Genomic DNA, 25,515 nt, shown 5'->3' with positions numbered 1-25,515 from the left:
TCCGCGCGCGAGTGGCGGCGGCTCACGCGAGGCATCGAACAACGGGTGCGCGCGCTCAATGCGTTCCTGCACGATCTCTACCATCGGCAGGAAATTGTCCGCTCCGGCCGCCTGCCGGTCGAGATGCTGCGCGACAACGCCGCCTTCCTGCCGCAGATGATCGGCTTCACGCCTCCCGGAGCGATCTACACGCACATCGTCGGTATCGACCTTGTGCGAACCGGGCCGGATGAATTCATGGTGCTGGAGGATAATGCGCGCACGCCCTCGGGTGTCTCCTACATGCTCGAAAATCGCGAGACGATGATGAACATGTTCCCCGAACTGTTCAGCGCAATCCGTGTGCGCGAAGTGGGTAGCTATCCAAAGAATTTGCGCAGGTCGCTCGAAGCCTGTGCGCCAGAGGGCTGCGATGGCCGCCCGGTAGTCGCAGTGCTGACGCCGGGGATCTACAACAGCGCCTATTTCGAGCATGCCTTCCTTGCCGACCAAATGGGGGCAGAACTGGTCGAGGGGCATGACCTGAGGATCGTCGACGGCCGCGTCGCCATGCGAACCACGCAAGGCTACAAGCCGATCGACGTCCTCTATCGCCGCGTCGATGACGATTATCTCGACCCCATGACCTTCCGTCCGGAATCGCAACTCGGCGTGCCGGGCATCATGGATTTGTACCGCGCCGGCAAGATTACCATCGCCAATGCGCCCGGCACTGGTATCGCCGACGACAAGGCGATTTACAGCTACATGCCCGAGATCGTGGAATTCTATACCGGCGAGAAACCCCTGCTGGCCAATGTGCCCACCTGGCGCTGTGCCGAGCCGGATGCGCTCAAATATGTGCTCGCACACCTCAAGGAATTGGTTGTCAAGGAAGTCCATGGCTCGGGCGGCTATGGCATGCTGGTGGGGCCAGCGGCCAGCAAGGCCGAGCTGGAGGCCTTTGCCAAAAAGCTAAAGGCACGCCCCGGCAATTATATCGCGCAACCCACTCTCGCGCTATCCACCGTTCCAGTGCTGACCAAGGCTGGCCTTGCGCCGCGCCATGTCGACCTTCGGCCTTTCGTCCTCGTTTCCCCCAAAGGTATCGAGATCACACCCGGCGGGCTGACCCGCGTCGCGCTCAAAAAAGGGTCGCTGGTGGTCAATTCGAGCCAGGGCGGCGGCACCAAGGACAGCTGGGTGCTGGAGGACTAGATGCTAGGGCGCACGGCAGGCGGCATATTCTGGATGTTCCGATACTTGGAGCGGTGCGAAAATATGGCGCGCCTGCTCGAAGCGGGGCACCGCATGGCACTGACGCGCAACACCGGGTCCGATGAAGAATGGCGCTCGGTGATAACCACCGCGGGCTTGCAATCCGCCTATGAAGCCAAGTTCGACGATTATTCATCCGCACATGTCGTCAATTTCCTGCTGCGCGACAAGACCAACGCTTCCTCAATCCTCAACATGCTCGAAACCGCACGGCACAATGCGCGGATGACGCGCACGGCGTTGACCCGCGAAGTGTGGGAAGCGACCAACACCTTCTGGATGCGGATGAAGGAGGCGCTGGCCCGCCCGGTTCGTGAAACCGATCTTCCTGGAATTATTTCGATGATCCGCCAGCAATCAGCGCAGGTGCGCGGTGCGCTGCACGGATCGATGCTGCGGATCGATGTCTACAATTTTGCACGCCTCGGTACCTTCCTTGAGCGCGCAGACAGCACCGCGCGTATCCTGGACGTCAAATATTATGTGCTACTTCCGTCGCTCTCTTTTGTCGGCTCTTCGCTCGACAATGTGCAGTGGGAAACGATCCTGCGTTCGGTCTCTGCCGAGCACGCGTTCCGCTGGCTCAATGCAGGCGACACGCGGCCCGTAGGCGTCGCCGAATTCCTTATCCTCGATGAACGCTTCCCGCGCTCACTCGCCTTCTGTTACCAGAAACTGCACGGCAATCTCTGCTATCTGGAAAAAGATTATGGCAGCCGCATGCCGTCGCACGATCTGGCCGACGAAATCCACAACGGCCTACAAACGCGCCCGATCGAGGCAATATTCGAAAGCGGGCTGCATGAATTCTTGACCGACTTCATGACCTGCAATGCGCAGCTGGCAGGCCAGATTGAGCGCGACTACAGGTTCAATGGGTGATGCGATGCTGCTGAAAATCCATCACCGCACCCATTATAAGTTCGAACATCCGGTACCCTATGGGCTTCAGCGGTTGCGGCTGATCCCCAAGGAGAATGCTGCGCAAAAAATCTTGCATTGGAAAACCGAGGTTGAGGGCGGCAAGGTCGAAGCCGACTATATCGACTATCATAACAACCACATTCTGCTGGTGAGTATCAACGAAGGTGCGGGTGAAATCATCGTCCGCTGCGATGGCGAGGTTGAAACCAACGACACGGCCGGGATCATGGGGCGGCATGGCGGGCATGTACCGCTGTGGTATTTCCTGCGACCAACCCCATTAACTGAGCCTACGCGCGAGATACAGGTACTTGCCCGGTCGGCGGTTGCCGAAGGCGACGACCTATTGGCGACATTGCATAGGCTTTCGACCAAGATTCTGGGCGCGGTACGCTATGATATCGGTCACACCGATTCCGCGACCACGGCAGACGCAGCCCTCGCCGCTGGTCACGGCGTCTGTCAGGATCATGCGCATATCTTCATCGCGGCAGCGCGCAGCCTTGGCATTCCCGCCCGCTATGTCAGCGGCTATCTGATGCTCACTGATCGCGTAGAGCAAGAGGCGAGCCACGCCTGGGCCGAAGCGCATGTCAAAGGGTTGGGCTGGGTCGGTTTTGATGTATCCAACGGCATCAGCCCCGATCTGCGCTATGTCCGCGTCGCCACCGGTGCCGATTATGCCGAGGCGGCCCCCATTTCGGGCATTTCCTATGGCGGCGGCGAACAGAGCATGGTTGTCAGCCTCGCTGTTGAACAGTAACGCGTGGGCAAAAGGGATTCAGGGGCAAGACTAGAGTGACCTATTGCGTTGGGATGAAGCTGGATTCGGGGCTGGTGTTCATGTCGGACACGCGCACCAATTCGGGCGTCGACAATATCTCCACCTTCCGCAAGATGCACAGCTTTGAAAAGCCGGGCGAGCGCCACATCACGATAATGACGGCGGGCAATCTGGCAACGACACAGTCAGTTATCAGCATGCTGGCCGAGCGCACCAAAGCCCCCGAGGAGCGAAACCCTTCCATTCTTGCCGCAGCCTCTATGTTCCAAGTCGCGCAGATCATCGGCGATCTTTTGCGCGAAACCATCCGCACACGCGAACAGACCGGGCTCAATGCCGAAACAACTTTCAACGCTACGCTGATCGTTGGAGGACAGATCAAAGGCATGGAGCCGCGCCTGTTCATGATCTACCCCGAAGGCAATTTCATCGAAGCCTCGGAAGACACGCCCTTCTTCCAGATCGGCGAAACCAAATATGGCCGCCCAATACTGGTGCGCGGTTTCCAGTCGGACATGAGCTTTGAAAGCGCAGTCAAGCTGCTGATGGTGTCATTTGATTCGACGATGGCAGCGAACCTTTCGGTTGCCCTGCCGCTCGACATGCTGCTGCTGCCGCGCGACCAATTCGAACCGCTGCAGAAGCGCCGGATTACTGAGGATGACCCCTATTACCGATCGGTGTCAGACAAATGGTCAGACGCGCTGCGTAGCGCGTTTCATTCCCTGCCTGATTATACAATCGAATAGGTCAGGCCGCGGCCAAGGCTTGTGCCAGCCGATCACGGATGGCGCGCAATTCCGGAACCAGTTTCGATGGCGCCGGTGCTGCAAACAGGTCACCAATCGGGGCCGGTTGAGCAACCGGCGCCGGCTCGACCGCAGGCGGCGGCGAAGCAGGCTGTGCCTTACCGCCTTTCGCCAGAAAGCTGCGCGCACCACGAATAGTATAGCCCTGGTTGGTGAGTAGGTCCTGTATCTGGTCGAGCAGGGCCACATCGGATGGCCGGTACAACCGCCGACCGCCTGCGCGCTTCAACGGCTTAAGCATCGGAAACTGTTCTTCCCAATAGCGCAAGATGTGCGTTTTTACGCCAAGCTGGTCGGCCATTTCGCCAATGGTCAAAAACGCTTCGGGTGCCTTGTCCATCGTGGATTATTTGACCTTGTGGCGCAGGCCCTGGCTCGCGCGGGGCGTTCTCGCCCCTTCGCCCCCTGTTTTCGGCTGGCGCCCGGGGCGTTGCGCTTTGCCGCGCAGCACAAAAGTCCCAAGGCGGGAGTTTTCCCCCTCCCCCCCCGCCACAAGTGCATCGAGGACGTGATCAAGCAACGATTCGATCATCGCCGAGGCATCTGCCCTTGATAGACCCACTTGGCGATTAATTGCTTCCGCAATATCCGCGCGCGTCAAAGTACCAGCATCTGCCATGGTTTCTCCTCCGTAATTCACGCGACCCCCGTGATTCCTTTGGAACATATAGCAATTTCAGGAGGATGTAAAATGCTGGACGAATTTTTACGCGTCCGAAAATAGGTCACATACGAACGACCGAAGCGCCCCATGTAAATCCGCCGCCCATCGCCTCCAAAACGACTACATCGCCAGCCGTAATGCGACCGTCGCGAACGGCAACATCAAGCGCAAGCGGCACCGACGCAGCCGAGGTATTGGCATGTTCAGAAACGGTCAGAACCACGCGTTCAGCCGGTAACCCGAGCTTCTTCACGGTCGCATCTATAATGCGCGCATTGGCCTGATGCGGCACGACCCAGTCAATGTCCGAAGGCGCCAGTTCGGCCTGTTCGAGCACTTCGTGCATGACGCTGGCAAGGTTGGTCACCGCATGGCGAAACACCTCACGACCCTGCATCCGCAATTTACCCACGGTGCCCGTTGTTGATGGCCCGCCATCGACGTAGAGCAATTCGTTATGCCGCCCGTCGGCATGGAGCTGCGTAGCAAGAACGCCGCGCTCGCCCACTTCACCCGAAAGAACGACAGCACCTGCACCATCGCCGAACAGCACGCAAGTACCCCGATCTTCCCAATCGAGCAGCCGCGTCATCGTTTCCGCTCCAATCACCAGCGCGTTTTTGGCAGAACCAGCACGGATCATGCTTTCTGCAACCGAAAAGCCATAGAGAAAACCGGAGCAAACCGCCGCGACGTCAAAGGCAACGCCGCCATGATGCCCTAATATATGCTGCACCTTGGTGGCTGCTGCCGGGAAGGTCTGGTCGGGCGTGCAGGTCGCGACAATGATGAGGTCGATATGAGCCTCGGTCATACCCGCCGCATTAAGCGCGTTACGCGCCGCTTCGGCACCCAAAGTGGCGGTGGTTTCGTCTGGACCGGCGACGTGCCGGAATTTGATTCCTGTGCGCTCGGTGATCCACTCGTCCGAAGTATCGACTTGGGCAGCCAGCTCGGCGTTGGAAACACGGCGCTTCGGCAGTGCGGATCCCGTCCCTTTAATGACGGCGCGAAGCGCGGACCCACTCATTCCTCGATAACTTCCTTGCCTGCGATCTGTTCCAGATCCTGCGCAATGCGCGTGGTGATGTCATCCTCGACCAGTCGGGCCGCAACCTTAACCGCATTGGCCACGCCCTCGATACTCGCACTGCCATGGCTTTTCACGACAACACCATTGAGGCCAAGGAAAACCGCGCCATTATGGTTGTTCGGATCGAGATGATGCTTGAGCAACTCGGTCGCAGGGCGCGAGACAAGGAAACCGAATTTGGACCGTATCGAGCTGGTAAAAGCGCGGCGCAGCAGGTCGGTCACGAAGCGCGCCGCACCTTCGATCGATTTCAGCGCGATATTGCCTGAAAAGCCGTCGCAGACGACGACGTCGCAATCGCCGCGATTGATCTTGTCGGCCTCGATAAAGCCCTGAAATGCCATGTGCAATTCGGGGCTGTCGCGCAGATGCTGGGCGGCAAAGCGCAGACTGTCGGTGCCCTTCATCTCTTCGGTGCCGATGTTGAGCAGACGGACGCGCGGCTTTTCGAAATTATAAAGGATGCGCGAATAGGCCGCCCCCATCACCGCAAACTGCACGAGGTTGCGTGCGTCGCATTCGGTGTTCGCGCCCAGATCAAGCATCACCACATCGGTATCGGTCAACGTCGGCAGCAATGCGGCAAGCGCGGGCCGGTCAATTCCCGGCATGGTGCGCAGCGCGACCTTGGCCATCGCCATCAATGCGCCGGTGTTGCCCGCGCTGACTGCGGCAGCGGCATCGCCGGCTTTCACCGCGTTGATCGCCAGCCCCATCGAGCTGCCGCGCGATTTGCGCAGCGCCTGGCTGGGTTTGTCGTCACCGGTGACGACTTCGGTGGTGTGCAGTATTTCGGAAGCGGCGCGCAGGTTTGGGTGGTTTTCGAGTGCAGCCTTGATCTGCACCTCATCCCCGACCAGCAGGAATTTGAAACTTTCGTGCCGGTGGCGCGCCAGTGCAGCGCCCGCGACCATCACGCGAACGCCTTCATCACCGCCCATCGCGTCAATAGCGATACGCGGTGAAGTGGTCACGATATCATCCCTCCGTGGAGAAGAGCGATTGTCCGGAAATTAGGCGACAGCGAGGATTTCGCGGCCGTTATAATGGCCACATGCGTTGCACACATGGTGCGGACGCTTCAGTTCACCGCAGTTCGAGCATTCCTGAAAGGCTTCGACCTTCAGCGAATCATGGCTACGACGCATGCCGCGCTTGGACGGCGAAGTTTTTCTCTTGGGGACAGCCATCTCGGCACCTGTTCCATTTCAAAAAATATAATGTTTCTACGGCTTTAAAAGCGAATAGCGACGCTGGCAAGCAATGCCGGAAGCGGCGTCCAAACACCCAAAGCTGCGGATGAGGGGCGGCTAATACCGATTTTTCCGTGCTTTGCAAGTTCGCAGATGGCTGATAGCACCGCTTTCAATCAACGGGAGGACATTAAATGCTTACATTACCGATTACCCTGACGATCGCTGCGGGTGCCGCGCTGGTCAATATCTGGCTGATGATCCGCTGCGGACAGGCGCGCACCAAGGGCGGCGTATCGATCGGCGATGGCGGCGACGAGTTCCTGATCCGCCGCATGCGCGCGCACGCCAATTTCGTCGAAAGTGCACCTTTCGTGCTGCTGCTGATTGCAGCACTCGAAGCCACACAGGGCAGCGCGAGCTGGCTCTGGTATGTAGGCATCATCTATATCTTCGGACGCCTTGCTCACGGCCTGGGCATGGATGGCGGCACTTTCGGGAAAGGCCGCATGGTCGGCACGCTGATCACATTTCTGACGCTGCTGGGTCTCGCTGGCTATGCGTTGTGGAGTGTGTATTCGAAACTGGGTTAAGGATGGCACTGCCCCTCCCGCCTGCGGGAGGGGAAACACTCTTTAGCTCAACGCATAATCCGAGACATAGGCGTTGATCTTGCGCTCATGACCAAAATTGCTCGTCGGGCCGTGGCCGGGGATGAAGGTCACGTCGTCGCCCAGCGGCCATAGCTTCTTGGTGATTGAATCGATCAGGTCCTGATGATTGCCGCGCGGAAAATCGGTGCGGCCGATGGAACCCTGGAAAAGAACATCTCCGACAATCGCGAGACGGCTCGGCCCGTGGTAGAAAACGACATGCCCCGGCGTGTGCCCTGGGCAGTGGATGACGTCGAGCGTCAGATTGCCGACGGTCACGGTATCGCCGTCTTGCAGCCAGCGGTCTGGCTCGAACGTCTTGGCGTCCATCCCCCAGCGCTTGCCATCATCGTCTAGCTGCGCGATCCAGAAGCGGTCTTCTTCATGCGGCCCTTCGATTTTCAGGCCCAGTTCCTGCGCCAGCAGCCCCGTCTGCCCGCAATGGTCGAGATGGCCATGGGTCACGAGCAGCTTTTCCAGCTCGACGCCCGTCTTTGCCACCGCATCCTTGAGCTTGTGCAGATCACCACCCGGATCGACGAGCGCGCCCTTGTTGGTTTCGGTACACCAGAAAAGCGTGCAGTTCTGCTGCAGCGGAGTGACGGGGATGATGACCGCTTTTAGGGGCGGCTGGGCGTTCATGTTCGAGGTGACGTTGCTCATCGCCGATATGTGGCGGCGTGCTGTGACGAACGCAAGCCCTTCAAAGCCGCCGTCCCACCCAGACCACGCGGCCCACCACCTGAACCTCTGCCGGATCACGATCGGACCATGATGGGTAAGCGGGATTATCCGACAGCACCGACAGCCGCCCACCCGGCGCACGCGCCAGTCGTTTGACCACCAATACCCCGTCGATGCGGATAACATGGATGCCGTCGCGCAGCGGCTTCAGTGCCGCACCCTTGTCGACCATGATGTCGTCGCCATCGTTTAGCACCGGTTGCATCGAATCGCCCTCGACGCGGATCAACGAGACATTGCGTGGTTCAACGCCCAGCTTTCGCAACCAGGCCTCATCAAAGCCGACCTTGCCCGCAAGCGCCTCTCCCTCGGCCAGCGCCCCTGCCCCTGCCGATGCGCCAACGGCCAGTTTGGGAACCAGCTTCAAACCGCCGCGTTTCCCGCTGCCTTCCTCCTCCGGCGCGCCTAACAGCTGCGGCGCAACGCCATAATAGCGGGCAAGGATGTTGCGTTCGCGCTCGGGCAAGTTCTTCGGGCTGCCACGCTTGATATATTGCTGGATATATGCGGGATTGCGCCCGACCAGCCGCGATAGCGACGAGTAATCGTCGCCATGCGCCTGCACCAGCCGTTCAAGTTCGGCACGCGGATCGCTGTTTACCATCATTCTTCCTTAGCAATAGGATTTTTCCTAGACAAGTAGGATTTTTCCTATCAGCAATGTTCCTATCATGTTCTCATCGATTCGTCGGTGCGAGCAACCGGAAAGGGTGGTGCCTGATGGAAAGGAACGCAAATGCACATCAATCGGAAAATCGAACGATTCCTGCGGCAGCACAATATGGCACCAACCACCTTCGGACGCCGGGTTGCCCGCGACCCGCGGCTGGTGCTCGATATGCGCAACGGTCGTTGCCTGCGCCCGGCGATGGCGATCAAGGCCGAGGCTTTCATGGCCGCCTATGTACGGCACCCTGAGCTGCTTGGCGTGCAGGAGGCGGCATGAGCGGCGCGTCCACAACCTGCCCGCTATCAAGCGCGCTGCTGGCCCTGCTGCCTGGTGCGGGCGTTCGCAGTCGCAAGGCGACTGGCTGGCATAGCGCGACATTTGCAGGAGAGCGTGTGACCGTCTTGCTAGGTTTGGAAGGCGAGCAGCGCCACGAACGGGCCGCGCATTTTGCACAAGCGCTGCCTGAAACGGAATTCAGCCTTCGCCGTCAGCTGGTCGCCGACATAGTCGTCAGCGAAATATCTGACTCGGAAGATGCGCTGTTACTGACTGTCGAAGCCTTGTTGCTAGACGAGTAAGACTTAGCGCGTGCGCGCGTTCATCCGGTGGAGTGTTTCGAGAGCCGAGCGCAGGGCAGCATCCAGTTCCTCGGACTCGGGCCGTTGCGGCACATCCACGGGCTCCATTGCCACCGGCTCGACTGCACGCAGCGGCACCTGTTCTATGGGCGCGGGTTCATAGGCGGAGGGCGCTTCGATATCCGGGCGGATCGGCTGAACGTTCGAGGACTGCAATTCGTTGGCAATGCTCTCGATATGCGCCAGTTGCGCGTCGCGTTCAGCCAAGGCTGATTCAAACCGGGTGACCATATCGTCCAGCGATGCGATACCAGAAACAGGCTCGGTAGCCAGTGTTGCAGCAGCGACAGGTTCAACAGCGGCCGCCGCGGGGGCGGCAGCGGGTTCTTCGATTACGGCCTCGACTTCAGCAATTTCAACAGCCTGTTCCATCTCGGCTTCCACGGGTTCGACCCATTCAGCCTCCACCTGCTCGACAATGGCTGTTTCGGTTGTCACTTCAACGGCATCAGCGTCCACCAGGTCGCGGTTGGCCGAAAAAGGACGGCGTGGTGGCGCGTCGGGATGGGCATCGCCGGAGCGCAGCTTGGGCAGGTCTTCAAGGTCGGTAATGTCTCCAGCACCACGGCGCGCTTCGGCAAAGGCGGCAATGCGGCTGCGCAGGCGCGAAATCAGCGACCCGCGAACCTCATCGTCCGGTTCGTCAATCGACTCTTCAGCGTCCAGCAGGGGTTCGACTTCGGTTTCAGTTGTAGTTTCAACGATTTCCGGACCGTCAAAATCACGCGCATTTTCCGGCTCCGCGATCGCGGTCCACTCGGGCGAAGCAGTTTTGCGGAGGAACAACACCGTCAGAATCACTAGCGTCAACGCACCAAAAGCGTAGGAAATCAGTGCCCGCGCTGTATCGCCCAGCGGCGCAGCGGTTGCCGGAATCATCTCCGATACCCCGGTCGATCCGGTCAATGTTTCCCAGATACCGGTCGGTACGAACATCGCGGCGATGGCGGCAATGGCGGCACCACCCGTCGCCATGGCAACGGCTTTGGTCTGGTGATCGAGATTCAGCTTCGACTGCATAACTACCCTGTTCCGTCGGGCTTTACGCTGCGGTCAAGCCGCAACTTTACCCCTGTTTAGCACGGCCTAACAGGAAATGGTAAACAGGATCGTAACGCATTATGTTCTTCTGCCAATTGCGCTCTTTTTCGACAAAGGCGCGCGCATTGGCTTTGCGATCAGGCCACATCGCCTTGTCCGCAAACAGTGCGTCGATGGCCTTTGCCGCACCTTTCGGATCATCGGCGGGGAACAGCGCACCCGTCACCCCGTTCTCGATCAATTCGCGATGCCCACCCACATCAGAGGCAGCAACCAGCCGACCCTGCGCCATCGCTTCCAATGGTTTCAGAGGGGTCACCAGATCGGTCAGCCGCATCCGCTTGCGCGGGTAAGCGAGAACATCGACCAAGCTGTAATAGCGCTCCACCTCTTCATGCGGAACGCGACCGACGAAATGGATTCGATCGGCGGCTGGCGAAGCCTCTGCCTGAACGCGCAACGCCTTTTCCAGCGGCCCGCCGCCGACGAGCAACAGATGCGCGTCCTTGGCCGCGCCACCCAAGTGCGCCATGGCCGCAATCAAATCGTCAAGGCCTTCATAGTCATAGAAGCTCCCGATATAGCCAATCACATCCCTGCCGGTCAGCCCGAGTTCCGCCGCCAATGCCTCATCGCGTGGCGGTGGATTTCCGAACATGTCCATATCGACGCCATTGGGCGAAACGAAAATCTTTCCCGCGTCAAAACCGCGCGCGACCAGATCGGAGCGCAACCCTTCGCAGATCACCGCCACCTTGTCGGCGCGGGCAACAACATGGTTTTCGAGCGCACGGGTCAGGCGATATTTGAGTGAACCTTCGGTCCCACTGCCATTCCCGACGGCTGCATCCTCCCAAAAGGCGCGAATTTCATAAACGAAGGGTAGCCCCAATTTTGCCGCAGCGCGCGCGGCGGCCAGACCGTTCAGCGCCGGCGAATGGGCATGTACGATGTCGAACGGCCATTCGCGATGCACTTCGATGATACGCTGTTCAAGCGCCCGGATTTCGCGCCACTCCCGCAAACCAGAGGGCCCCGAAACATGGTGCGGCGTGCGGAAGAAATGCAACCCTTCGGCTTCCTCCTGCAGTGCATCGGGCATCTGCCCATGCTGATACTGCCGCACCCCTGTCAGCCCGCGCACGTCCCACCCCGCACCGATCTGCGATTTCAAGATTGCGCGCGTGCGAAAAGTATAGCCGCTGTGCAGCGGCAGGCTGTGGTCGAGAACGTGCAATATCCGAGGCATGGTCTCTCCCTAGCCGCAATATATTTAACGCCGCGTCAACCCAAAGCGGCTAATGCTTTTCGCGATTTTTCAATTTCACGCTATGTCCCCGATGCAAAGGGGCTGGCAGGGACGCAACGCCGCATGATCGACAATCTATCGATATTGCTGAGTCATAGCCTGCTCCTGCTCGCCTTCTGGTTGCTGACCAAGCGTGACGATCTCGACAGCGAAGCGCCGCCAGAACCCGATGCCGAACCACAAGGCTTTGGCGCGGTAAAGCGAAAACGGGTTGGCCAAAAGGATACGCAGTCCAATGCGTGACCTGTTTTTCGTCGGCTATTTAGGCCTGCTGATGCTGATGGCGTTCAAGCGGCCATTCCTGTTCACTTTGGTCTATGCCTATATCGATATCATCGCACCGCAACGGTTGAGCTATTTCCTGCTCAATTCGATTCCGCTGTCGCTGATCCTGTTCGCTTTGGCCTTCCTAGGATTTCTCGTCAGCGATGATAAACGCGATGTGCGGGTTTCGCCACGATGGGCACTGCTGCTCGTGCTGCTGGCCTATTGCGGATATTCCACCACCGTCGCAGTCGAACCTTTGGCCGCGCAGGAAAAATGGAGTTGGGTTTGGAAAGCGCTGGTTTTCGCAGCTTTCCTTCCCTTGTTGCTCAAGACCAAGCTGCGCATCGAAGCCCTGGCGTTGACGCTGGTGCTCTGCGCCTCGGCGCTAATCGTTACTGGCGGGATAAAGACGGCGCTGGGTGGCGGCGGCTACGGCTCGCTGGTCCTGCTCGTCAATGACAATTCCGGGCTGTATGAAGGCAGCATCATCAGTTGCGTGGCGATTGCCATCATACCGCTTATCGTCTGGCTGGCGCAGCATGGCACGATCTTCAAACCCGACTGGAAGGTGAAGACCTATGCAGCTGCGTTGACTTTCGCCGCACTGCTGATCCCTGTCGGCACGCAGGCGCGAACCGGGCTGGTATGCATCGCGGTGCTCGCACTGCTGTTCATCCGCCAGACCAAGCGCCGGTTTCTCTATCTGACAGGTGCCGCGCTTGTCGGGCTGGCTGCGATACCATTCATCCCGTCCGCTTTCTCGGACCGGATGGAAACGATCAAGGATTACAAGGCCGACGAATCCGCTTCGACGCGGATCGCCGTCTGGAAATGGACCTGGGAATTTGTGCAGGAACATCCCTTTGGCGGGGGATTCGATGCCTATCGCATCAACAAGATTCGTTATGACCTGCCCGTCGTCGACGAAAATGGCTTCGATACCGGTGCGGTCGACCGAAAGGAAATCGTCGACCAGGGCCGCGCCTATCATAGCAGTTACTTCGAAATGCTGGGGGAACAGGGCTTTCCCGGCCTGATCATCTGGCTGCTGATCCATGTCGGCGGCGTTTGGCGGATGGAGGTGATTGCGCGCTTGTACAAGAGGCGCAACCGGCCCGACGAAAGCTGGGTCGCACCGCTGGCGACCGCGCTGCAAAATGCCCAGATTATCTATCTGGTCGGTTCGCTGTTCGTCGGCATCGCCTTCCAGCCGTTCGTCTATATGCTGGTGGCGATGCAGTTGGGGCTCGACACCTATCTGGCACGACGGCGCAGCGAGGCGGCATGGACGCCCATCCGAAAGCAGCGGATGAAAGCCAGCGAGATAAAAGCAGCATCCTGACTGGCCCTTGCCCGCTGCGGAGCGGCTAGCTAGGGTTGCAGCCATGACTGCACCGCTTCCCAAAATGCCCGATGACCCGATTGTCGCTATCAGCGCGCGACTAACCTACTACGCCGATGTCGTCTCCGAATGGGTGCGCGGGAATATAGCCGAACTAACGGTCGCCGTGATCGCGGCCACTTTGGTGTATCTGTTGCTCAGCTGGCTCAAGCGGCGCGCCGCCAGGATTGCGCGCGACAGCGAAGACCGGTCGGCGATGAAATCGATCATCGCAAGGACGCTGGCACGGACTGGTAAGTTTTTCCGCATCATGGCCGCGGTCGAACTGGTCAATGGCTATGCCAATGCGCCGACCCCGCTTGCGCGAACCATCGATGTTCTTTTCACCATCGCCGTGGTGCTCCAGGTAGCAATCTGGCTGCGAGAGGTCATCATCGGCCTTATCGAACGGCGTGCGAGCGATAGCGGCAGTGAGCATGAGGCGATGCAAAGGGCGATGGTGCTCAGTCGTCTGCTGGTCAGCTTTGCCCTATTCGCCATCGCGGCAATCGTCATCCTCGACAATCTGGGGGTTAATGTAACCGGACTGATCGCGGGCCTCGGTGTCGGTGGCATCGCCATCGGTTTGGCGGCGCAGGGCATTTTTTCGGACCTGTTCGCAGCGATGTCGATCATCTTTGACCGGCCCTTCAAGCGCGGCGACACGATAACCTATGACACCACCACCGCGCGGGTCGAACGCATCGGGATGAAAAGCACCCGCCTGCGCGCGTTAACCGGTGAGGAGAAGATCATCTCCAATTCGAAACTGCTCGAAAAGGAAATCACCAACAACACAAAGTCGGTATATCGCCGCGTCACCTTCCTCATCAGCTTGGTATATCACACGCCGGTCGAAGTGACGCAGCGCGTCCCGGATTTGCTGCGCGAAATCGTCGAGGCCGAAGGCGCAGATTTCATTCGCGGCGGCTTTCACACATTCGCGCCCAGCTCGCTCGATTTCCAGCTGGTCTTTGATGTCCAGAGCGAAGATGTCGACGAGATGTTCAAAGCGCGGCATGCAATTGGTCTGGGCATTGCAAAACGTTTTGCAGAAGAGGGAATCGAGTTCGCCTATCCGACGCAGACGACCTACACTGCTGCGCCGGATGGCACGCTGGTCATGCCCTATGCGGAGCCGCAAAAAGCTGCGTCGGCACAGCGCAAAAAGGGCTGATTCGCGACCCAGTCTCGGCTCGGCTGCGATATGACGTAGGGTCAGCGCCGCGAAATGGCGCGGCTCTTGTCAACCGCCCGAGAAAGGCGCAAAACCGCGCGCAATTCGAAAACCATTGCACAAAAAGGAGCAGGATATGAGCGGAGTAACACCTGCCGAACTCGCAGGCCGGGTCGGCGAAGTCATCGGCAGTTCGGATTGGATGCTGGTCGATCAGGATATGGTCAACAAATTCGCCGACGCAACCGGCGACCACCAGTTCATCCACGTCAACGAAGAGATGGCAAAGATGACGCCGTTTGGCGGCACCATCGCGCACGGCTTCCTCTCGCTCTCGCTGCTTCCGGTGCTGATGGCGAAATCAAGCTGCCCCAAGATCGAAGGCGTCAAAATGGGCGTCAACTATGGCGGCAACAAAACCCGCTTCCTGTCGCCCGTGCGCGTCGGCAAGCGCGTCCGCGCGCATTTCAAGCTTTTGGAACTGGACGAGAAGCGTCCCGGCCAGTGGCAACAGACCATCGAATATACGCTCGAGATTGAAGGCCAGGAAAAGCCGGCCTGCATCGCCGAGTGGATCACCCAGTTCTTCGTTTGAACTGATTCTCCCCTCCCGCCTGCGGGAGAGGGAGGGGCCTGCGCCGAAGGCGTGGGAGGGAGAGGGGGTGTTTCGCCCTCAATGGTCCACCCCTCTCCAATTCCGCCTAGCCGCTGACGCGGCAAGGCTTCATATCCTCTCCCGCAAGGGGAGAGGAGCAACATCAAGGACTACCTCCATGCGTGACGCAGTAATCGTTTCCACCGCCCGCACCCCGCTGACCAAGGCAGCGCGCGGCGCATTCAACAACACCACCGGCGCGACCCTCGGTGCCTATTCGATCAAGGCCGCTGTCGAGCGTGCCGGCCTCGAAGGCGGCGAAATCGACGATGTCGTGATGGGCACCGCGGCCCAGCAGGGTTCGACCGGCGGCAACGTCGCGCGCCTTGCTGCCCTGCGCGCAGGCCTGCCCGTCACCGTGCCCGCCATGACCATTGACCGCCAGTGCTCGTCAGGCCTGATGACCATTGCGACCGCTGCCAAGCAGATTCTGGTCGACAATATGGACATTTGCGTCGCCGGCGGTCTTGAAAGCATTTCCAAAGTCGTCGGCAGCGGCAAGATGTTCGTCGAGCCCGACCGTCAGCTGCTCGAAATGCACCCGCACATCTACATGCCGATGATCGGCACCGCTGAAGTGGTCGCCAAGCGCTACAATATCAGCCGTGAATATCAGGACGAATATTCGCTCCAGTCGCAACAGCGCACCGCCGCCGCGCAGGCCGCAGGCAAGTTCGATGACGAAATCATCGCATGCTCTGCAACCATGGCAATCGTCGACAAGGAAACCAAGGAAGTTTCGTATAAAGACGTCACCGCCGACCGTGACGATTGCAACCGCCCCGACACCACGCTCGAAGGGCTAGCCAGCCTGAAGCCGGTGATGGGCGAAGGCCATACGATCACCGCCGGTAATGCCAGCCAGCTCTCGGACGGCTCTTCGTCCTGCGTGCTGATGGAAGCCAAGGTTGCCGAAAAGCGCGGCCTGACCCCGCTCGGCCGCTATGTTGGCATGGCGGTCGCGGGCACCGAACCCGACGAAATGGGTATCGGCCCGGTTTACGCGATCCCCAAACTGCTGGAACGCTTCAACCTGAAGATGGACGATATCGGCCTTTGGGAACTCAACGAAGCCTTTGCTGTGCAGGTGCTTTACTGCCGCGACAAGCTGGGCATTCCTGATGAACTGCTCAACGTCAATGGCGGCTCGATCTCGATCGGCCACCCCTTCGGCATGACCGGCGCACGCTGCACCGGCCACGCGCTGATCGAAGGCAAGCGCCGCGGCGCCAAATATGCCGTGGTCACCATGTGCATCGGCGGCGGCCAGGGCGCAGCCGGGCTGTTCGAAGTACTCTAAAATGCGATTGTCGGCGCCTCGCATTGCCCCCGTTGATCTCGAAAAGATCGATGACGAGCAGCGCGAGGCACTGGCACCGATGGTGGAAGCCGCAAAGGATGTGACCCGTTCCGGCGGGCACATCCTCAACATTTTCCGCACGATGGTGCACGCGCCCAAGGCGCTCACCGCCTTTCTGGCATGGGGCGGTTACATTTTGTCGCGCCGCAACAGCCTTTCAGAGCGCGACCGCGAGCTGGTGATCCTGCGCGTCGGCTATAATTGCGGGTCGGGTTATGAATTCACCCAGCACACCCGCATCGGGTTGGATGCTGGCCTCACCGAAGCCGAAATCGAAGCGATCAAAGCCGGACCCGACGATCCGTCATGGAGCGAGGCGGACCGCGCCATGCTGCGCGCGACCGATGATCTGACCCGTGATTTCCACGTCAGCGATGCCAGCTGGGCGGCTCTGTCCTCCTTTAGCGACAAGCAGAAGATGGACCTGGTGATGACCGTTGGCCAATACACCCAGGTTTCAATGATGCTGAACAGCTTCGGCGTGCAGCTCGACCCCGGGCAAGAACTTGATCCGGCGCTTGATCGCCGGAAGTGAATCCGATTTTCCAAAACAAGAGAGAGGAATGCAAATGGCAGGAATTGGAGTAGTCGCGACCCTGACCGTCGCAGAAGGCAAGACCGCCGAATTTGAAGCAATCTTCACCGAACTCGCCGCGCAGGTTCGCGCCAATGAGCCGGGCAATTTGTTCTACACGCTCACCCGCTCGCGCGCCAATGGCCAGGTCTATCGCGTACTCGAAGCCTATGCCGATCAGGCCGCGCTCGATGCGCATGGCAAGACCGACTATTTCCGCGCAGCCGGCCCCAAACTCGGCCCCTGCCTGGCGGGAGCGCCCGAGATAGAGTATCTCGACTCGGTTTGATCCGAAATTCGATCCTGCCGGTTCACATCGGCAGGATCATACCCTTTTCAAAGCAAAATCCATCTTCTCGATCTTCAGCCAGCAATATCGGCCCATCCAGATCCACCCATTGCGCCTCTTGCGCAACGCCAAGACTGGTTGAAAGCATGCAGCCCACCATCAGTTTCAACCCGCGCGCCTCGGCCTCGCGCGCGATCTTCAAGGCCTCGGTCAGCCCACCGGCCTTGTCGAGTTTGATGTTGATGCCATCATAAAAGCGGGCGCATAGTTCCAGATCGGCACTCGACTGGCAGCTTTCATCGGCGAGGAAGGGCACGGCGGACTGAATCCCGTCCAATAGCGCATCTTGCCCGACCGGAACTGGCTGCTCGATCATCTCCACACCCAGCGCTGCCAGAGCGCTTGCCTCCGCCTCGATATCGAGCGCAGCCCAGCTTTCGTTGGCGTCCACAATCAGGCGCACATCGGGCGCGCCTTTGCGGACTGCGGCAACCCGTTCACGGTCGCCTTCACCGGTCAGTTTCAGCTTGAGCAGTTCGAAGCCCCGCGCCGCCGCCTTTGCAGCATCGTTCTCCATCGCGGCAGGATCGCCAAGCGAGATGGTGAATGCGGTTTGTAACGGCTTGGGAACAGCCGATAGTCCAGCCAGTTGCCACAAGGGCTTGCCCGCAGCTTTGGCCTCCAAATCCCAAAGCGCACAATCGAGCGCGTTGCGGGCGGCACCGGGGGGTAGCAGCGATTGGATGGCTAGACGTGCCTCGCGCACATCCATCGGCACAAGTGTATCGATCAGATCTTCAATCTGCGTCAGGCAGCTTTCAGCGCTTTCGCCATGATAGTAAATCGCGGTGGCCTCACCCAGGCCGACATGCGTGCCATCACTGGCCGCAGCGACCAGTACATCAACATAGGTCTTGGCACCGCGCGATATGATGAACTGCCCTGCGACCGGCCAGCGTTCAATTGCGGCACTAATGCGAAGACTCAAGCGCCCCTCCCCCAATCAGGCTTGGTGTTGGGGTTTGGGCAATGTCGCCGAGAATGTCTAGCCGTTGTGCGCCAGGATCCAGTCTTCGACGATCGGCGCAATCTTCTCGCGCCATTTGCTGCCGTTGAAGATGCCATAATGACCGACTTCGGGGGCCATATGATATTGCTTCATCGCCTCGGGCAGTCCGGTCGCGATGGTCAGGGCTGCCTTGGTCTGGCCGATGCCGCTGATGTCGTCACGTTCTCCTTCGATTGCGAGCAAGGCGATATCGTCAATCGCGCCCGGATCGACCAGCTTGCCGCGATAGTTGAACTCACCCTTGGGCAACAGGTGCCGTTGGAACACGGTGTCGACCGTCTGCAGATAAAATTCGGCAGTCATGTCGCACACGGCGCGATATTCGTCGTAAAATTCCTTGTGCCGGTCGGCGCTTTCGCCATCGCCTTCGACAAGGTGCGAGAACATTGACCAGTGGCTGATCATGTGATTGCCGAGGTTCATCGACATGAAGCCGGTGAGTTGCAGCCAGCCTGGATAAACGCGGCGACCGGCACCTTTGTAATAAGGCGGCACGGTGGCGATCACATTGTGGACGAACCAGTCATGCGGGCGGCGGGTGGCGTGATCGTTGACCGCAGTCGGCGCCTCGCGCGTATCGATCGGGCCGCCCATCATGGTCAATGTGCGCGGACGAAGCGGATGCTTGTTCGCGCTCATGATAGCCGCAGCGGCATAAGCAGGCACTGACGGTTGGCAAACGGCGAGCATATGTGCACCGCGGCCACCTGCATCGGGGCCGATAAATTCGAGCCATTCGATCAGATAATCGATATAGCTTTCAAGGTCGAAACCGCCGCCGGTCAGCGGCACATCGCGCGCGTCTTTCCAATCAGTGATGTACACGTCATGGGTAGGCAGCATCCGCTCGACCGTGCCACGCAGCAATGTCGCGAAATGGCCAGACATCGGCGCACAGATCAACAGCTTCGGCTTGCTCTCGCTGCCCTCATAAATGAAATGCTTCAACTGGCCGAACGGCTTGCGTGCGACATTATGTTCGTCGACAGGCAGATGCTTTCCGTCAATTTCGACGACATTGATGCCGAATGCAGGTTTGCCGCGCGGCATCACCGAATGAGCGAACACGTCTAGCGCAGAGGCTGTAACCGAGGTCAGATTGCCATAGTTCAAAGGCGAATTGGTGAAATTGTTGAGGAAATCGGCCTGCTTCTGGGCAAGCCAGCCTGCGCTGGCCAAAAAACCGCGCTGAATATCGTAACCGGTGTAGAGCATCTGTGCGTCCCTGAATGTCGTGGTTCCGGAAAAACCGGTATCCTGTTTCACCCGACAGCATAGGCATTTATTGTGCATTGCACCATAGAAAAAGCGTACCCCCTATTCCTCCGCGATTGTGGCTCTGCGCAGCGGCTGCTAGGCGGTTGGCATGACTGAAAATGCCCTTGAGCGAACAGCAGAAGCGCAAATCGTCGCGCCGACAGATATGCCTGCGAACAAACGCCTGTCCAATCTGGGTATGATCTGGAAACATGCTGTTCGCTATCCCAAGCAGATTGTCTTTGCGGCACTGGCTTTGCTCGTAGCTGCAGGGGCGACTTTGGCGATCCCTATGGGGTCAAAATATGTAATCGATAACGGCTTTGCGCAGGATGGCGGTGATGTAGCCCCTTATTTCCAGATTCTGCTGGCTATTGTTGTCGTTCTCGGCCTCGCTACAGCTTTCCGCTTCTATTTTGTCAGCTGGCTCGGTGAACGCGTCGTCGCCGATATCCGCGTTGCGGTACAGAGCAATCTGTTGCGCCTGGCACCCCGTTTTTTTGAAGAAAACCGCCCCGCAGAAATCGCGAGCCGAATGACATCGGATACCGCGATTATCGAGCAGGTAGTAGGCACCACAGTATCGGTGGCTTTGCGCAATATCGTGATCGGCATCGGTGGCATCGCGTTGCTGTTCAGCATGGCGCCCAAGCTGACTGCCATCCTGCTGTTCGGTATCCCGCTTGTGGTGTTTCCCATCGTCTATATGGGGCGGCGGCTGGAAAAGGCCTCGCGCAGCAGCCAGGACCGCGTTGCCGACATCGGCACCATCACCTCGGAATCGCTGGGTGCGCTCAAGATCGTGCAAGCCTTCGGGCAAGAAAACCGCGAGCGTCAACGCTTTTCCGATGCGGTAGAGAACACCTTTACTGCGGCCAAAAAGCGCATTCGAATTCGCGCGTTGATGACTGCGATTGTAATCGCATTGATATTTGGCGCGATCACCATGCTGGTTTGGGAGGGGACCGAGCAGGTGGCCGCCGGAACGATCACCAGCGGCACGATCATGGCGCTGGTGCTTTATGGCGGACTGGTCGCCGGGGCGTTCGGGGCGCTTTCCGAGGTCTATGGCGACCTGGCGCGCGCGGCAGGGGCATCCGCCCGATTGGCCCAGCTGATGCAGGAAGTGCCCGATATTGCCCCTCCCGCAAACCCCGTCGCCATGCCCGCCCCGCGCGGACAGATCGAGTTCCAGAATGTCAAATTCCGCTATCCGACCCGTCCGGAGGTTGCCGCACTCAGCGATTTCAGCCTGAAGATCCTGCCCGGTGAAACGGTTGCCGTGGTCGGCCCATCGGGTGCCGGCAAATCGACCTTGTTCCAACTGGCGCAGCGATTTTATGATCCAGAAGCGGGCACGGTGCGTATTGACGGCGTGGCGCTAACATCCGCCGATCCCGCCGAGTTCCGCCAACGGATGGCGCTTGTCCCGCAGGATACGGTGCTTTTCGCCGCCTCCGCACGCGACAATCTGCGCTACGGCAACTGGCTGGCCGATGATGCCGCTATCTGGGCCGCGGCGGAGCAAGCCAATGCAGGCAATTTCCTTCGTGAACTGCCACAGGGCCTTGATACCTATCTGGGTGAGGGTGGCGCGCGGCTGTCGGGCGGCCAACGGCAACGGATTGCCATTGCGCGCGCGCTATTGCGCGATGCACCGATCCTGCTGCTAGACGAGGCGACTAGCGCCTTGGATGCCGAAAGCGAGCGACTGGTGCAGGATGCGCTCGAACATCTGATGGAAGGCCGCACCACCATCGTCATCGCCCACCGGCTGGCGACTGTGCGCAAGGCCGACCGGATCATCGTGATGGACGAAGGCCGCATCGTCGAAGAAGGCACGCATGATAGCTTGAGCAAAGCTGGCGGCCTCTATGCAAGGCTGGCAAGCTTGCAATTTGATGCGTGATTGCGTTGGCAAAAGGTCGCTTTGTTCGGGTGTGCAGACTGTCTGGATCTGGTAAGAAAATGACTGAAGCGAACGTTCGCGATTGAACATCCACGATGCGGGCTAAGACGGCTGGCTCTGCTCTACATTTTGCCCAGGTTGCAGGATTTAGCGAAGCCTCAGCAAGCAAATACCGACAGCGCACTGGTGGCCCTTTGCAGGTTTCGCTTTCAAGCTCGGTAGTTTTACCGACCATCCGCTCCCATCTCTCATGGCGTGAAACGGCTAGAGTTGGTGTTCCGAACGTCGCGGATCGATTGCGGTTCGATCGCGCGACCTTGCAAGCCACAGAAGGCTCAGGCTCGCCGCAGTCAGCAAGCCAAGCGTAAACACACTCGCTTCCGGTCCCTCCCCTGCACCATTGAGCCAGGCCGGCCCGACAGGCACCAATTTCACCACTAATGCGGGTAGACCGCTCTCCAAACCCGTAATCGGCACATCAAAGCCGGTGCCGCCAAACCAGTTCCAGCCGGTGTGCCAACCCATCACCCCCCAGATCGAATTCGAACGACACACCCAGGCGCAGGCGAAAATCGAGAAGATGAAGGTCATGGCCAACATCAACAGTGATGTTCTGGGTGAGAAGTGAAGAAAGGTAAAAGCGGCGGACGATAATATGAAGGCGGCAGTCGCGTTCCAGCGCCGCATGATGGTTGAGAACAACCAGCCGCGAAAAACGAACTCCTCAATGCTCGCTTGCACGGTAAAGCCGGCGAGCAACAGGGCGATCCAGCCGAGCGCAGCAGGGCTGGCAAAGGCTGGGAACAGATCACCTACACTGTATCCACCGGAAACTGTTATCGCAGCCACGACCGCGCCCATGAAGGCAATGCCCAAGGCGAGTCCGACCATGAATTTTTTGAGCCGTTGTTCTCCGCGAAGTCCAGCGCTCGCGAGGCTTCTCTTTTCGACCCAGCGCACCCAGCCCAATACAGCAAGCCCCACGGCGATGAACGAAGCCAGGAGCAGGCAAAAGCCCAAAGGTCCCAGCGGCGAACCCTGCGCGTCAATCAAGCCGAGATGTTCAAGCCCGATATCGCCCGGCGTCATGCTGATGGCAAATAGCAAAATACAGATGAACGGTGCGGCGATACTCGGCGGCATCCAGCCCTTCGGTGTTTCGTTGGAAAAGATGATCTGTGTCATGTCGCGAAGGCTAACCGCTCGCCGACGACGGCTATAGAATGATCGTGCGGAACATGTCCGAACGAAGCCACTCTTTTGGCGTGAGACCAACTGCCTTGCGGAAAGTACGGCCAAAATGGCCCTGATCGGCAAAGCCAGCACCATGATGCAGCTTGAAGCTGGTAACGCTTACTGACCGAAGCTGGCCGCCTTGGTCGCAAGTTCGAAACGAGAGTGGACGCGTAGCACTCGCATTAGAAGCGAGATATGGTTACGCACTGTGAATGGCGATAGAGCCAGTTTTCGTCCGATTTCCTTGTTGGAATAGCCTTCGCGTAAAAGCAGAAGGATCTCGCGCTGCCGTTTGGAAAGGTCCTTTATTTCGGGCTGTTCCGGTGAATCTTCTTCGGATGAGGCTTTCTTACGGGCGATCACAAATTCCCCCGCCTTAATGGCCATCAGCGCCTCCAGCATTTCGGTAGCGGGAACCGATTTCACGATATAGGCGTCTGCGCCCTGTTCAAAGAGCTTATCGATGTTTGCCTGATTATCGAGCATGGAGACGTTTACGATCAATGATTTTGGGCAGGATTGCCGAGCTGCGGCCAGTGTCTCGCGTGGGTCGATCCCCAGGAAAAACAGGTCAAGCATAATCAAATCTTGTACGCCATTTTGGCTAATGGTGGCGAATACCTGCATTATAGTTCCAGCCTACCGCAAATGCGCTTTAGGCAATGCTTCGCCAACGAGGCAACACATGCATCGCTAAACAGCGGATGATCTTCGGAAAAGATGATCTGTGTCATGTCGCACGGGCTAACCGCCCGCCGACGGCGGCTATAGAATGATCGTGCGGAACATGTCCGAACGAAGCCACTCTTTTGGCGTGAGACCAACTGCCTTGCGGAAAGTACGGCCAAAATGGCTCTGATCGGCAAATCCAGCACCATGAGCAGCATCGGCCAGCGTCGCACCTTCGCGCAATAAACGCTTGGCGAGATCAACTCGCCGATGCTGCAGGTAGCGATAAGGGCTGGTGCCAAGCAATGCCCGGAAGTCACGCGAAAGCTGCCAACGGTCGCAGCCAGTCACTTGTTCAAGTTCATCAAGACGCGCACCCAAAACAACAGCGGTTTCGAGAAATTCGCGCGCCATCATCACGGCTGTTTGGTTGGCTATCCTAACAGTTGTCGCCCTGCCAGCCGCATCGTTCATCGCATGGGCCAGATCGTAAAGCGCGTCTTCGTAAGCACCGGGATCCTCGACGCCCTCGCGGTCGATAACCATGTTGAAGGCTGCGGCGATCAAGGCGGGATTCGTCGAGACGCCATTGTCGACAAACGGCAATTCCCCGCCTCCAAGCACCGCCTGGACATGAGTAGGCGGAACATAGGCCGCTCCATAGCTGAATCCGGTCTCATCATGGCAGTGCCCATCATGCAATTCGTCGGGATGAAGAATCAGCACCTGACCCGGCAACGATCGCCGTATCTCCCCGCGATAATTGAACGTCTGCACCCCAGCCATAGTCACAGCGATGGTGTAGGTATCGTGCCGATGTGGCGAAAACGCCGTCCCGACCAGCCGGTTTATGACGCGCTCAATCGGCTCAAACGAGTCGACCGGTTGCGATGAGTTTAAGGAATGTGCTGCAGACATCATCGGTAGCATGTTGGGCGTTAAGTACTAGAAAACAAGCCTTGCACATTCCAATATGGCTGTCAGGTCGCTTTCATAACTACCAGCTCCATACTGGCTTTTCCTGCAAAATCGACGTGACTAGAACCTTGGAGCTTCCGTCGGCTTGGTTCCTTGCCGACCTGGAAACCAAAAAATCCTTCTGTTGGCAATTGACCTGAATGGACGGCAGCAATCCTTGGGTGCGGCACCAGTTTCGAATGGCACGAATGTCGACGCAAACCGATATTCATATCTTCACCAATGCCCAACAAAAAAGGGCGGCACAATGGCCGCCCTCTCTATGTCGATTGCCTGATTGGATTAGTTGCCGGGAACGGCTGACTTTCCAAAGACGCGATACTGTTCATTTCCGACAAAACCGAACTTGGTGATACCGCTCCGTTTCACAACGGCCAGCGTGCGATCAACCACATCATACATTGCGGTCGGGGCAGGCTGGAACTGCAATTCGGGTTCCGGATTCATCGATTTGGTCTGGACGAGATACTGCTCGATCTGGTCCAGCGAAGACGGCGTGCCGTTCCACTGGATTTCGTTATTCGGCATGATCACGATCTTGTTGACCACCGGATCGATCAATTCTTCCGGCGGCGGCTGGTTCGGATCCTGCACCGGCAGGTCGATATTAACAGCGTGCGATACGGGCGGGATGGTGATCATCAGCATGATGAGGAGAACGAGCATGACGTCGATCAACGGCGTCGTGTTCATTTCCATCATCGGCGAGCCATCGTCCTTGCCGCCTGACATTGCCATGGGGATTACTCCTGGATTTGAGTGCCTGCCGCCGCCTTACGGGGCGTTCGGGTCGACTGGGTTCGAAATGAAGCCGACGGTCGGATAACCCGAGATCTGCACATTGTAGATCGCGCCGGCAACGCAGCGCCAGGGCACGTTGACATCGCCGCGGATATGCACCTGGGGCACCTTTTC

At 58.7% G+C, this 25,515-nt stretch carries 31 protein-coding genes and 1 pseudogene; 15 read left to right on the top strand and 17 right to left on the bottom strand.

Annotated features, from left to right (window positions below; genetic code table 11):
* The 4 genes from Q0239_RS17905 to Q0239_RS17890 form a co-directional block, all read left to right on the top strand.
* Positions 1 to 1,197, top strand: a 1,197-nt coding sequence (locus Q0239_RS17905) for a circularly permuted type 2 ATP-grasp protein (protein ID WP_298605393.1), incomplete at its 5' end; no start/stop codon positions are given.
* The gene (locus Q0239_RS17900; RefSeq protein WP_298605391.1) at positions 1,198 to 2,139 is read left to right on the top strand and encodes an alpha-E domain-containing protein; all 942 of its coding nucleotides are present in this window, start codon (positions 1,198 to 1,200) and stop codon (positions 2,137 to 2,139) included. It begins immediately after the preceding gene.
* Positions 2,111 to 2,944 (top strand): transglutaminase domain-containing protein, encoded by an 834-nt coding sequence (locus Q0239_RS17895; RefSeq protein WP_367276129.1) that lies wholly within the window; start codon positions 2,111 to 2,113, stop codon positions 2,942 to 2,944. The genes Q0239_RS17900 and Q0239_RS17895 overlap by 29 nt, the downstream gene beginning before the upstream one ends.
* Before the next feature lie 53 nt (positions 2,945 to 2,997).
* A complete protein-coding gene (locus tag Q0239_RS17890) occupies positions 2,998 to 3,714 on the top strand; it encodes a proteasome-type protease (protein WP_298605389.1) in 717 nt (238 codons plus the stop codon).
* 1 nt (position 3,715) lies between these two features.
* On the opposite strand, the gene Q0239_RS17885 is transcribed toward Q0239_RS17890, so the two are convergent.
* From Q0239_RS17885 to rpmF, 5 genes are all read right to left on the bottom strand, one after another.
* On the bottom strand, positions 3,716 to 4,114 hold the full coding sequence (locus tag Q0239_RS17885; protein WP_298605387.1) for a MerR family transcriptional regulator: 399 nt from the start codon (positions 4,112 to 4,114) through the stop codon (positions 3,716 to 3,718).
* A 6-nt stretch (positions 4,115 to 4,120) separates the two neighbouring features.
* The gene (locus Q0239_RS17880) at positions 4,121 to 4,393 is read right to left on the bottom strand and encodes an HU family DNA-binding protein (protein ID WP_298605385.1); all 273 of its coding nucleotides are present in this window, start codon (positions 4,391 to 4,393) and stop codon (positions 4,121 to 4,123) included.
* A gap of 106 nt (positions 4,394 to 4,499) precedes the next feature.
* Entirely contained in the window at positions 4,500 to 5,468 is a 969-nt protein-coding gene (locus Q0239_RS17875; protein ID WP_298605383.1) for a beta-ketoacyl-ACP synthase III, read from the bottom strand.
* The gene (plsX, locus tag Q0239_RS17870) at positions 5,465 to 6,505 is read right to left on the bottom strand and encodes a phosphate acyltransferase PlsX (RefSeq protein WP_298605381.1); all 1,041 of its coding nucleotides are present in this window, start codon (positions 6,503 to 6,505) and stop codon (positions 5,465 to 5,467) included. The genes Q0239_RS17875 and plsX overlap by 4 nt, the downstream gene beginning before the upstream one ends.
* Before the next feature lie 39 nt (positions 6,506 to 6,544).
* Positions 6,545 to 6,721, bottom strand: a complete 177-nt coding sequence (gene rpmF, locus Q0239_RS17865; RefSeq protein WP_115547599.1) for a 50S ribosomal protein L32 — start codon at positions 6,719 to 6,721, stop codon at positions 6,545 to 6,547.
* Between the two features lie 197 nt (positions 6,722 to 6,918).
* Between rpmF and Q0239_RS17860 the strand changes: the two genes are divergently transcribed.
* Positions 6,919 to 7,317 (top strand): MAPEG family protein, encoded by a 399-nt coding sequence (locus Q0239_RS17860; RefSeq protein WP_298605376.1) that lies wholly within the window; start codon positions 6,919 to 6,921, stop codon positions 7,315 to 7,317.
* Positions 7,318 to 7,359: 42 nt separating this feature from the next.
* Here Q0239_RS17860 and Q0239_RS17855 read toward each other — a convergent pair whose 3' ends face one another.
* The gene (locus tag Q0239_RS17855) at positions 7,360 to 8,040 is read right to left on the bottom strand and encodes an MBL fold metallo-hydrolase (protein ID WP_298605374.1); all 681 of its coding nucleotides are present in this window, start codon (positions 8,038 to 8,040) and stop codon (positions 7,360 to 7,362) included.
* A 40-nt stretch (positions 8,041 to 8,080) separates the two neighbouring features.
* Positions 8,081 to 8,725 (bottom strand): S24 family peptidase, encoded by a 645-nt coding sequence (locus Q0239_RS17850; protein ID WP_298605399.1) that lies wholly within the window; start codon positions 8,723 to 8,725, stop codon positions 8,081 to 8,083.
* A 132-nt stretch (positions 8,726 to 8,857) separates the two neighbouring features.
* Here Q0239_RS17850 and Q0239_RS17845 point away from each other — a divergent pair, with 132 nt between their 5' ends.
* Together Q0239_RS17845 and Q0239_RS17840 are read left to right on the top strand one after the other, a co-directional pair.
* Positions 8,858 to 9,067, top strand: a complete 210-nt coding sequence (locus Q0239_RS17845) for a hypothetical protein (RefSeq protein WP_298605372.1) — start codon at positions 8,858 to 8,860, stop codon at positions 9,065 to 9,067.
* The gene (locus tag Q0239_RS17840; RefSeq protein WP_298605370.1) at positions 9,064 to 9,369 is read left to right on the top strand and encodes a hypothetical protein; all 306 of its coding nucleotides are present in this window, start codon (positions 9,064 to 9,066) and stop codon (positions 9,367 to 9,369) included. The genes Q0239_RS17845 and Q0239_RS17840 overlap by 4 nt, the downstream gene beginning before the upstream one ends.
* Before the next feature lie 3 nt (positions 9,370 to 9,372).
* On the opposite strand, the gene Q0239_RS17835 is transcribed toward Q0239_RS17840, so the two are convergent.
* Together Q0239_RS17835 and Q0239_RS17830 are read right to left on the bottom strand one after the other, a co-directional pair.
* Positions 9,373 to 10,449: a hypothetical protein gene (locus tag Q0239_RS17835; protein ID WP_298605368.1), complete on the bottom strand. Its 1,077-nt coding sequence runs from the start codon at positions 10,447 to 10,449 to the stop codon at positions 9,373 to 9,375.
* Positions 10,450 to 10,495: 46 nt separating this feature from the next.
* Positions 10,496 to 11,719 (bottom strand): TIGR04063 family PEP-CTERM/XrtA system glycosyltransferase, encoded by a 1,224-nt coding sequence (locus Q0239_RS17830; RefSeq protein WP_298605366.1) that lies wholly within the window; start codon positions 11,717 to 11,719, stop codon positions 10,496 to 10,498.
* Positions 11,720 to 11,842: 123 nt separating this feature from the next.
* Here Q0239_RS17830 and Q0239_RS17825 point away from each other — a divergent pair, with 123 nt between their 5' ends.
* The 7 genes from Q0239_RS17825 to Q0239_RS17795 all read left to right on the top strand — a co-directional run bounded on the left by Q0239_RS17825 (position 11,843) and on the right by Q0239_RS17795 (position 17,482).
* Positions 11,843 to 12,022, top strand: coding sequence for a hypothetical protein (locus Q0239_RS17825; RefSeq protein ID WP_298605364.1), 180 nt, complete (start codon positions 11,843 to 11,845; stop codon positions 12,020 to 12,022).
* Positions 12,015 to 13,388 (top strand): putative O-glycosylation ligase, exosortase A system-associated, encoded by a 1,374-nt coding sequence (locus tag Q0239_RS17820; RefSeq protein ID WP_298605362.1) that lies wholly within the window; start codon positions 12,015 to 12,017, stop codon positions 13,386 to 13,388. Before Q0239_RS17825 ends, Q0239_RS17820 begins: the two co-directional genes overlap by 8 nt.
* A gap of 43 nt (positions 13,389 to 13,431) precedes the next feature.
* Positions 13,432 to 14,604 (top strand): mechanosensitive ion channel family protein, encoded by a 1,173-nt coding sequence (locus tag Q0239_RS17815; protein WP_298605360.1) that lies wholly within the window; start codon positions 13,432 to 13,434, stop codon positions 14,602 to 14,604.
* 136 nt (positions 14,605 to 14,740) lie between these two features.
* Positions 14,741 to 15,199 (top strand): MaoC family dehydratase, encoded by a 459-nt coding sequence (locus Q0239_RS17810; protein ID WP_298605358.1) that lies wholly within the window; start codon positions 14,741 to 14,743, stop codon positions 15,197 to 15,199.
* 178 nt (positions 15,200 to 15,377) lie between these two features.
* Entirely contained in the window at positions 15,378 to 16,559 is a 1,182-nt protein-coding gene (locus Q0239_RS17805) for an acetyl-CoA C-acyltransferase (RefSeq protein ID WP_298605356.1), read from the top strand.
* A 1-nt stretch (position 16,560) separates the two neighbouring features.
* A complete protein-coding gene (locus tag Q0239_RS17800; protein WP_298605354.1) occupies positions 16,561 to 17,154 on the top strand; it encodes a carboxymuconolactone decarboxylase family protein in 594 nt (197 codons plus the stop codon).
* A 34-nt stretch (positions 17,155 to 17,188) separates the two neighbouring features.
* The gene (locus Q0239_RS17795) at positions 17,189 to 17,482 is read left to right on the top strand and encodes a putative quinol monooxygenase (RefSeq protein ID WP_298605352.1); all 294 of its coding nucleotides are present in this window, start codon (positions 17,189 to 17,191) and stop codon (positions 17,480 to 17,482) included.
* A gap of 22 nt (positions 17,483 to 17,504) precedes the next feature.
* On the opposite strand, the gene Q0239_RS17790 is transcribed toward Q0239_RS17795, so the two are convergent.
* Both Q0239_RS17790 and Q0239_RS17785 read right to left on the bottom strand, forming a co-directional pair.
* Positions 17,505 to 18,470 carry a dipeptide epimerase gene (locus Q0239_RS17790; protein WP_298605350.1) on the bottom strand — a complete coding sequence of 322 codons (966 nt, stop codon included), beginning with the start codon at positions 18,468 to 18,470 and terminating at the stop codon, positions 17,505 to 17,507.
* Between the two features lie 57 nt (positions 18,471 to 18,527).
* On the bottom strand, positions 18,528 to 19,766 hold the full coding sequence (locus Q0239_RS17785) for a polyhydroxyalkanoate depolymerase (RefSeq protein ID WP_298605397.1): 1,239 nt from the start codon (positions 19,764 to 19,766) through the stop codon (positions 18,528 to 18,530).
* A 208-nt stretch (positions 19,767 to 19,974) separates the two neighbouring features.
* Between Q0239_RS17785 and Q0239_RS17780 the strand changes: the two genes are divergently transcribed.
* Positions 19,975 to 21,717, top strand: a complete 1,743-nt coding sequence (locus Q0239_RS17780) for an ABC transporter transmembrane domain-containing protein (RefSeq protein ID WP_298605395.1) — start codon at positions 19,975 to 19,977, stop codon at positions 21,715 to 21,717.
* Between the two features lie 264 nt (positions 21,718 to 21,981).
* Here the strand turns inward: Q0239_RS17780 and Q0239_RS17775 are convergent, their stop codons facing one another.
* From Q0239_RS17775 to Q0239_RS17750, 6 genes and pseudogenes are all read right to left on the bottom strand, one after another.
* The gene (locus Q0239_RS17775; protein WP_298605348.1) at positions 21,982 to 22,902 is read right to left on the bottom strand and encodes a CPBP family intramembrane glutamic endopeptidase; all 921 of its coding nucleotides are present in this window, start codon (positions 22,900 to 22,902) and stop codon (positions 21,982 to 21,984) included.
* A 168-nt stretch (positions 22,903 to 23,070) separates the two neighbouring features.
* Positions 23,071 to 23,580, bottom strand: coding sequence for a response regulator transcription factor (locus Q0239_RS17770; RefSeq protein ID WP_298605347.1), 510 nt, complete (start codon positions 23,578 to 23,580; stop codon positions 23,071 to 23,073).
* Between the two features lie 138 nt (positions 23,581 to 23,718).
* Positions 23,719 to 24,543 (bottom strand): AraC family transcriptional regulator, encoded by an 825-nt coding sequence (locus Q0239_RS17765; RefSeq protein WP_298605345.1) that lies wholly within the window; start codon positions 24,541 to 24,543, stop codon positions 23,719 to 23,721.
* A 59-nt stretch (positions 24,544 to 24,602) separates the two neighbouring features.
* Positions 24,603 to 24,833 (bottom strand): hypothetical protein, encoded by a 231-nt coding sequence (locus tag Q0239_RS17760; protein ID WP_298605343.1) that lies wholly within the window; start codon positions 24,831 to 24,833, stop codon positions 24,603 to 24,605.
* Between the two features lie 49 nt (positions 24,834 to 24,882).
* Positions 24,883 to 25,338, bottom strand: a complete 456-nt coding sequence (locus Q0239_RS17755) for a biopolymer transporter ExbD (RefSeq protein ID WP_298605341.1) — start codon at positions 25,336 to 25,338, stop codon at positions 24,883 to 24,885.
* 36 nt (positions 25,339 to 25,374) lie between these two features.
* A pseudogene (locus Q0239_RS17750) lies at positions 25,375 to 25,515 on the bottom strand (biopolymer transporter ExbD); the annotation flags it as partial.

Origin of the sequence: uncultured Sphingorhabdus sp. (assembly GCF_937872355.1) — a bacterium.
In the GTDB taxonomy this organism is placed as follows: domain Bacteria; phylum Pseudomonadota; class Alphaproteobacteria; order Sphingomonadales; family Sphingomonadaceae; genus Sphingorhabdus_B.
This window is presented reverse-complemented; position numbering and strand designations above follow the sequence as displayed.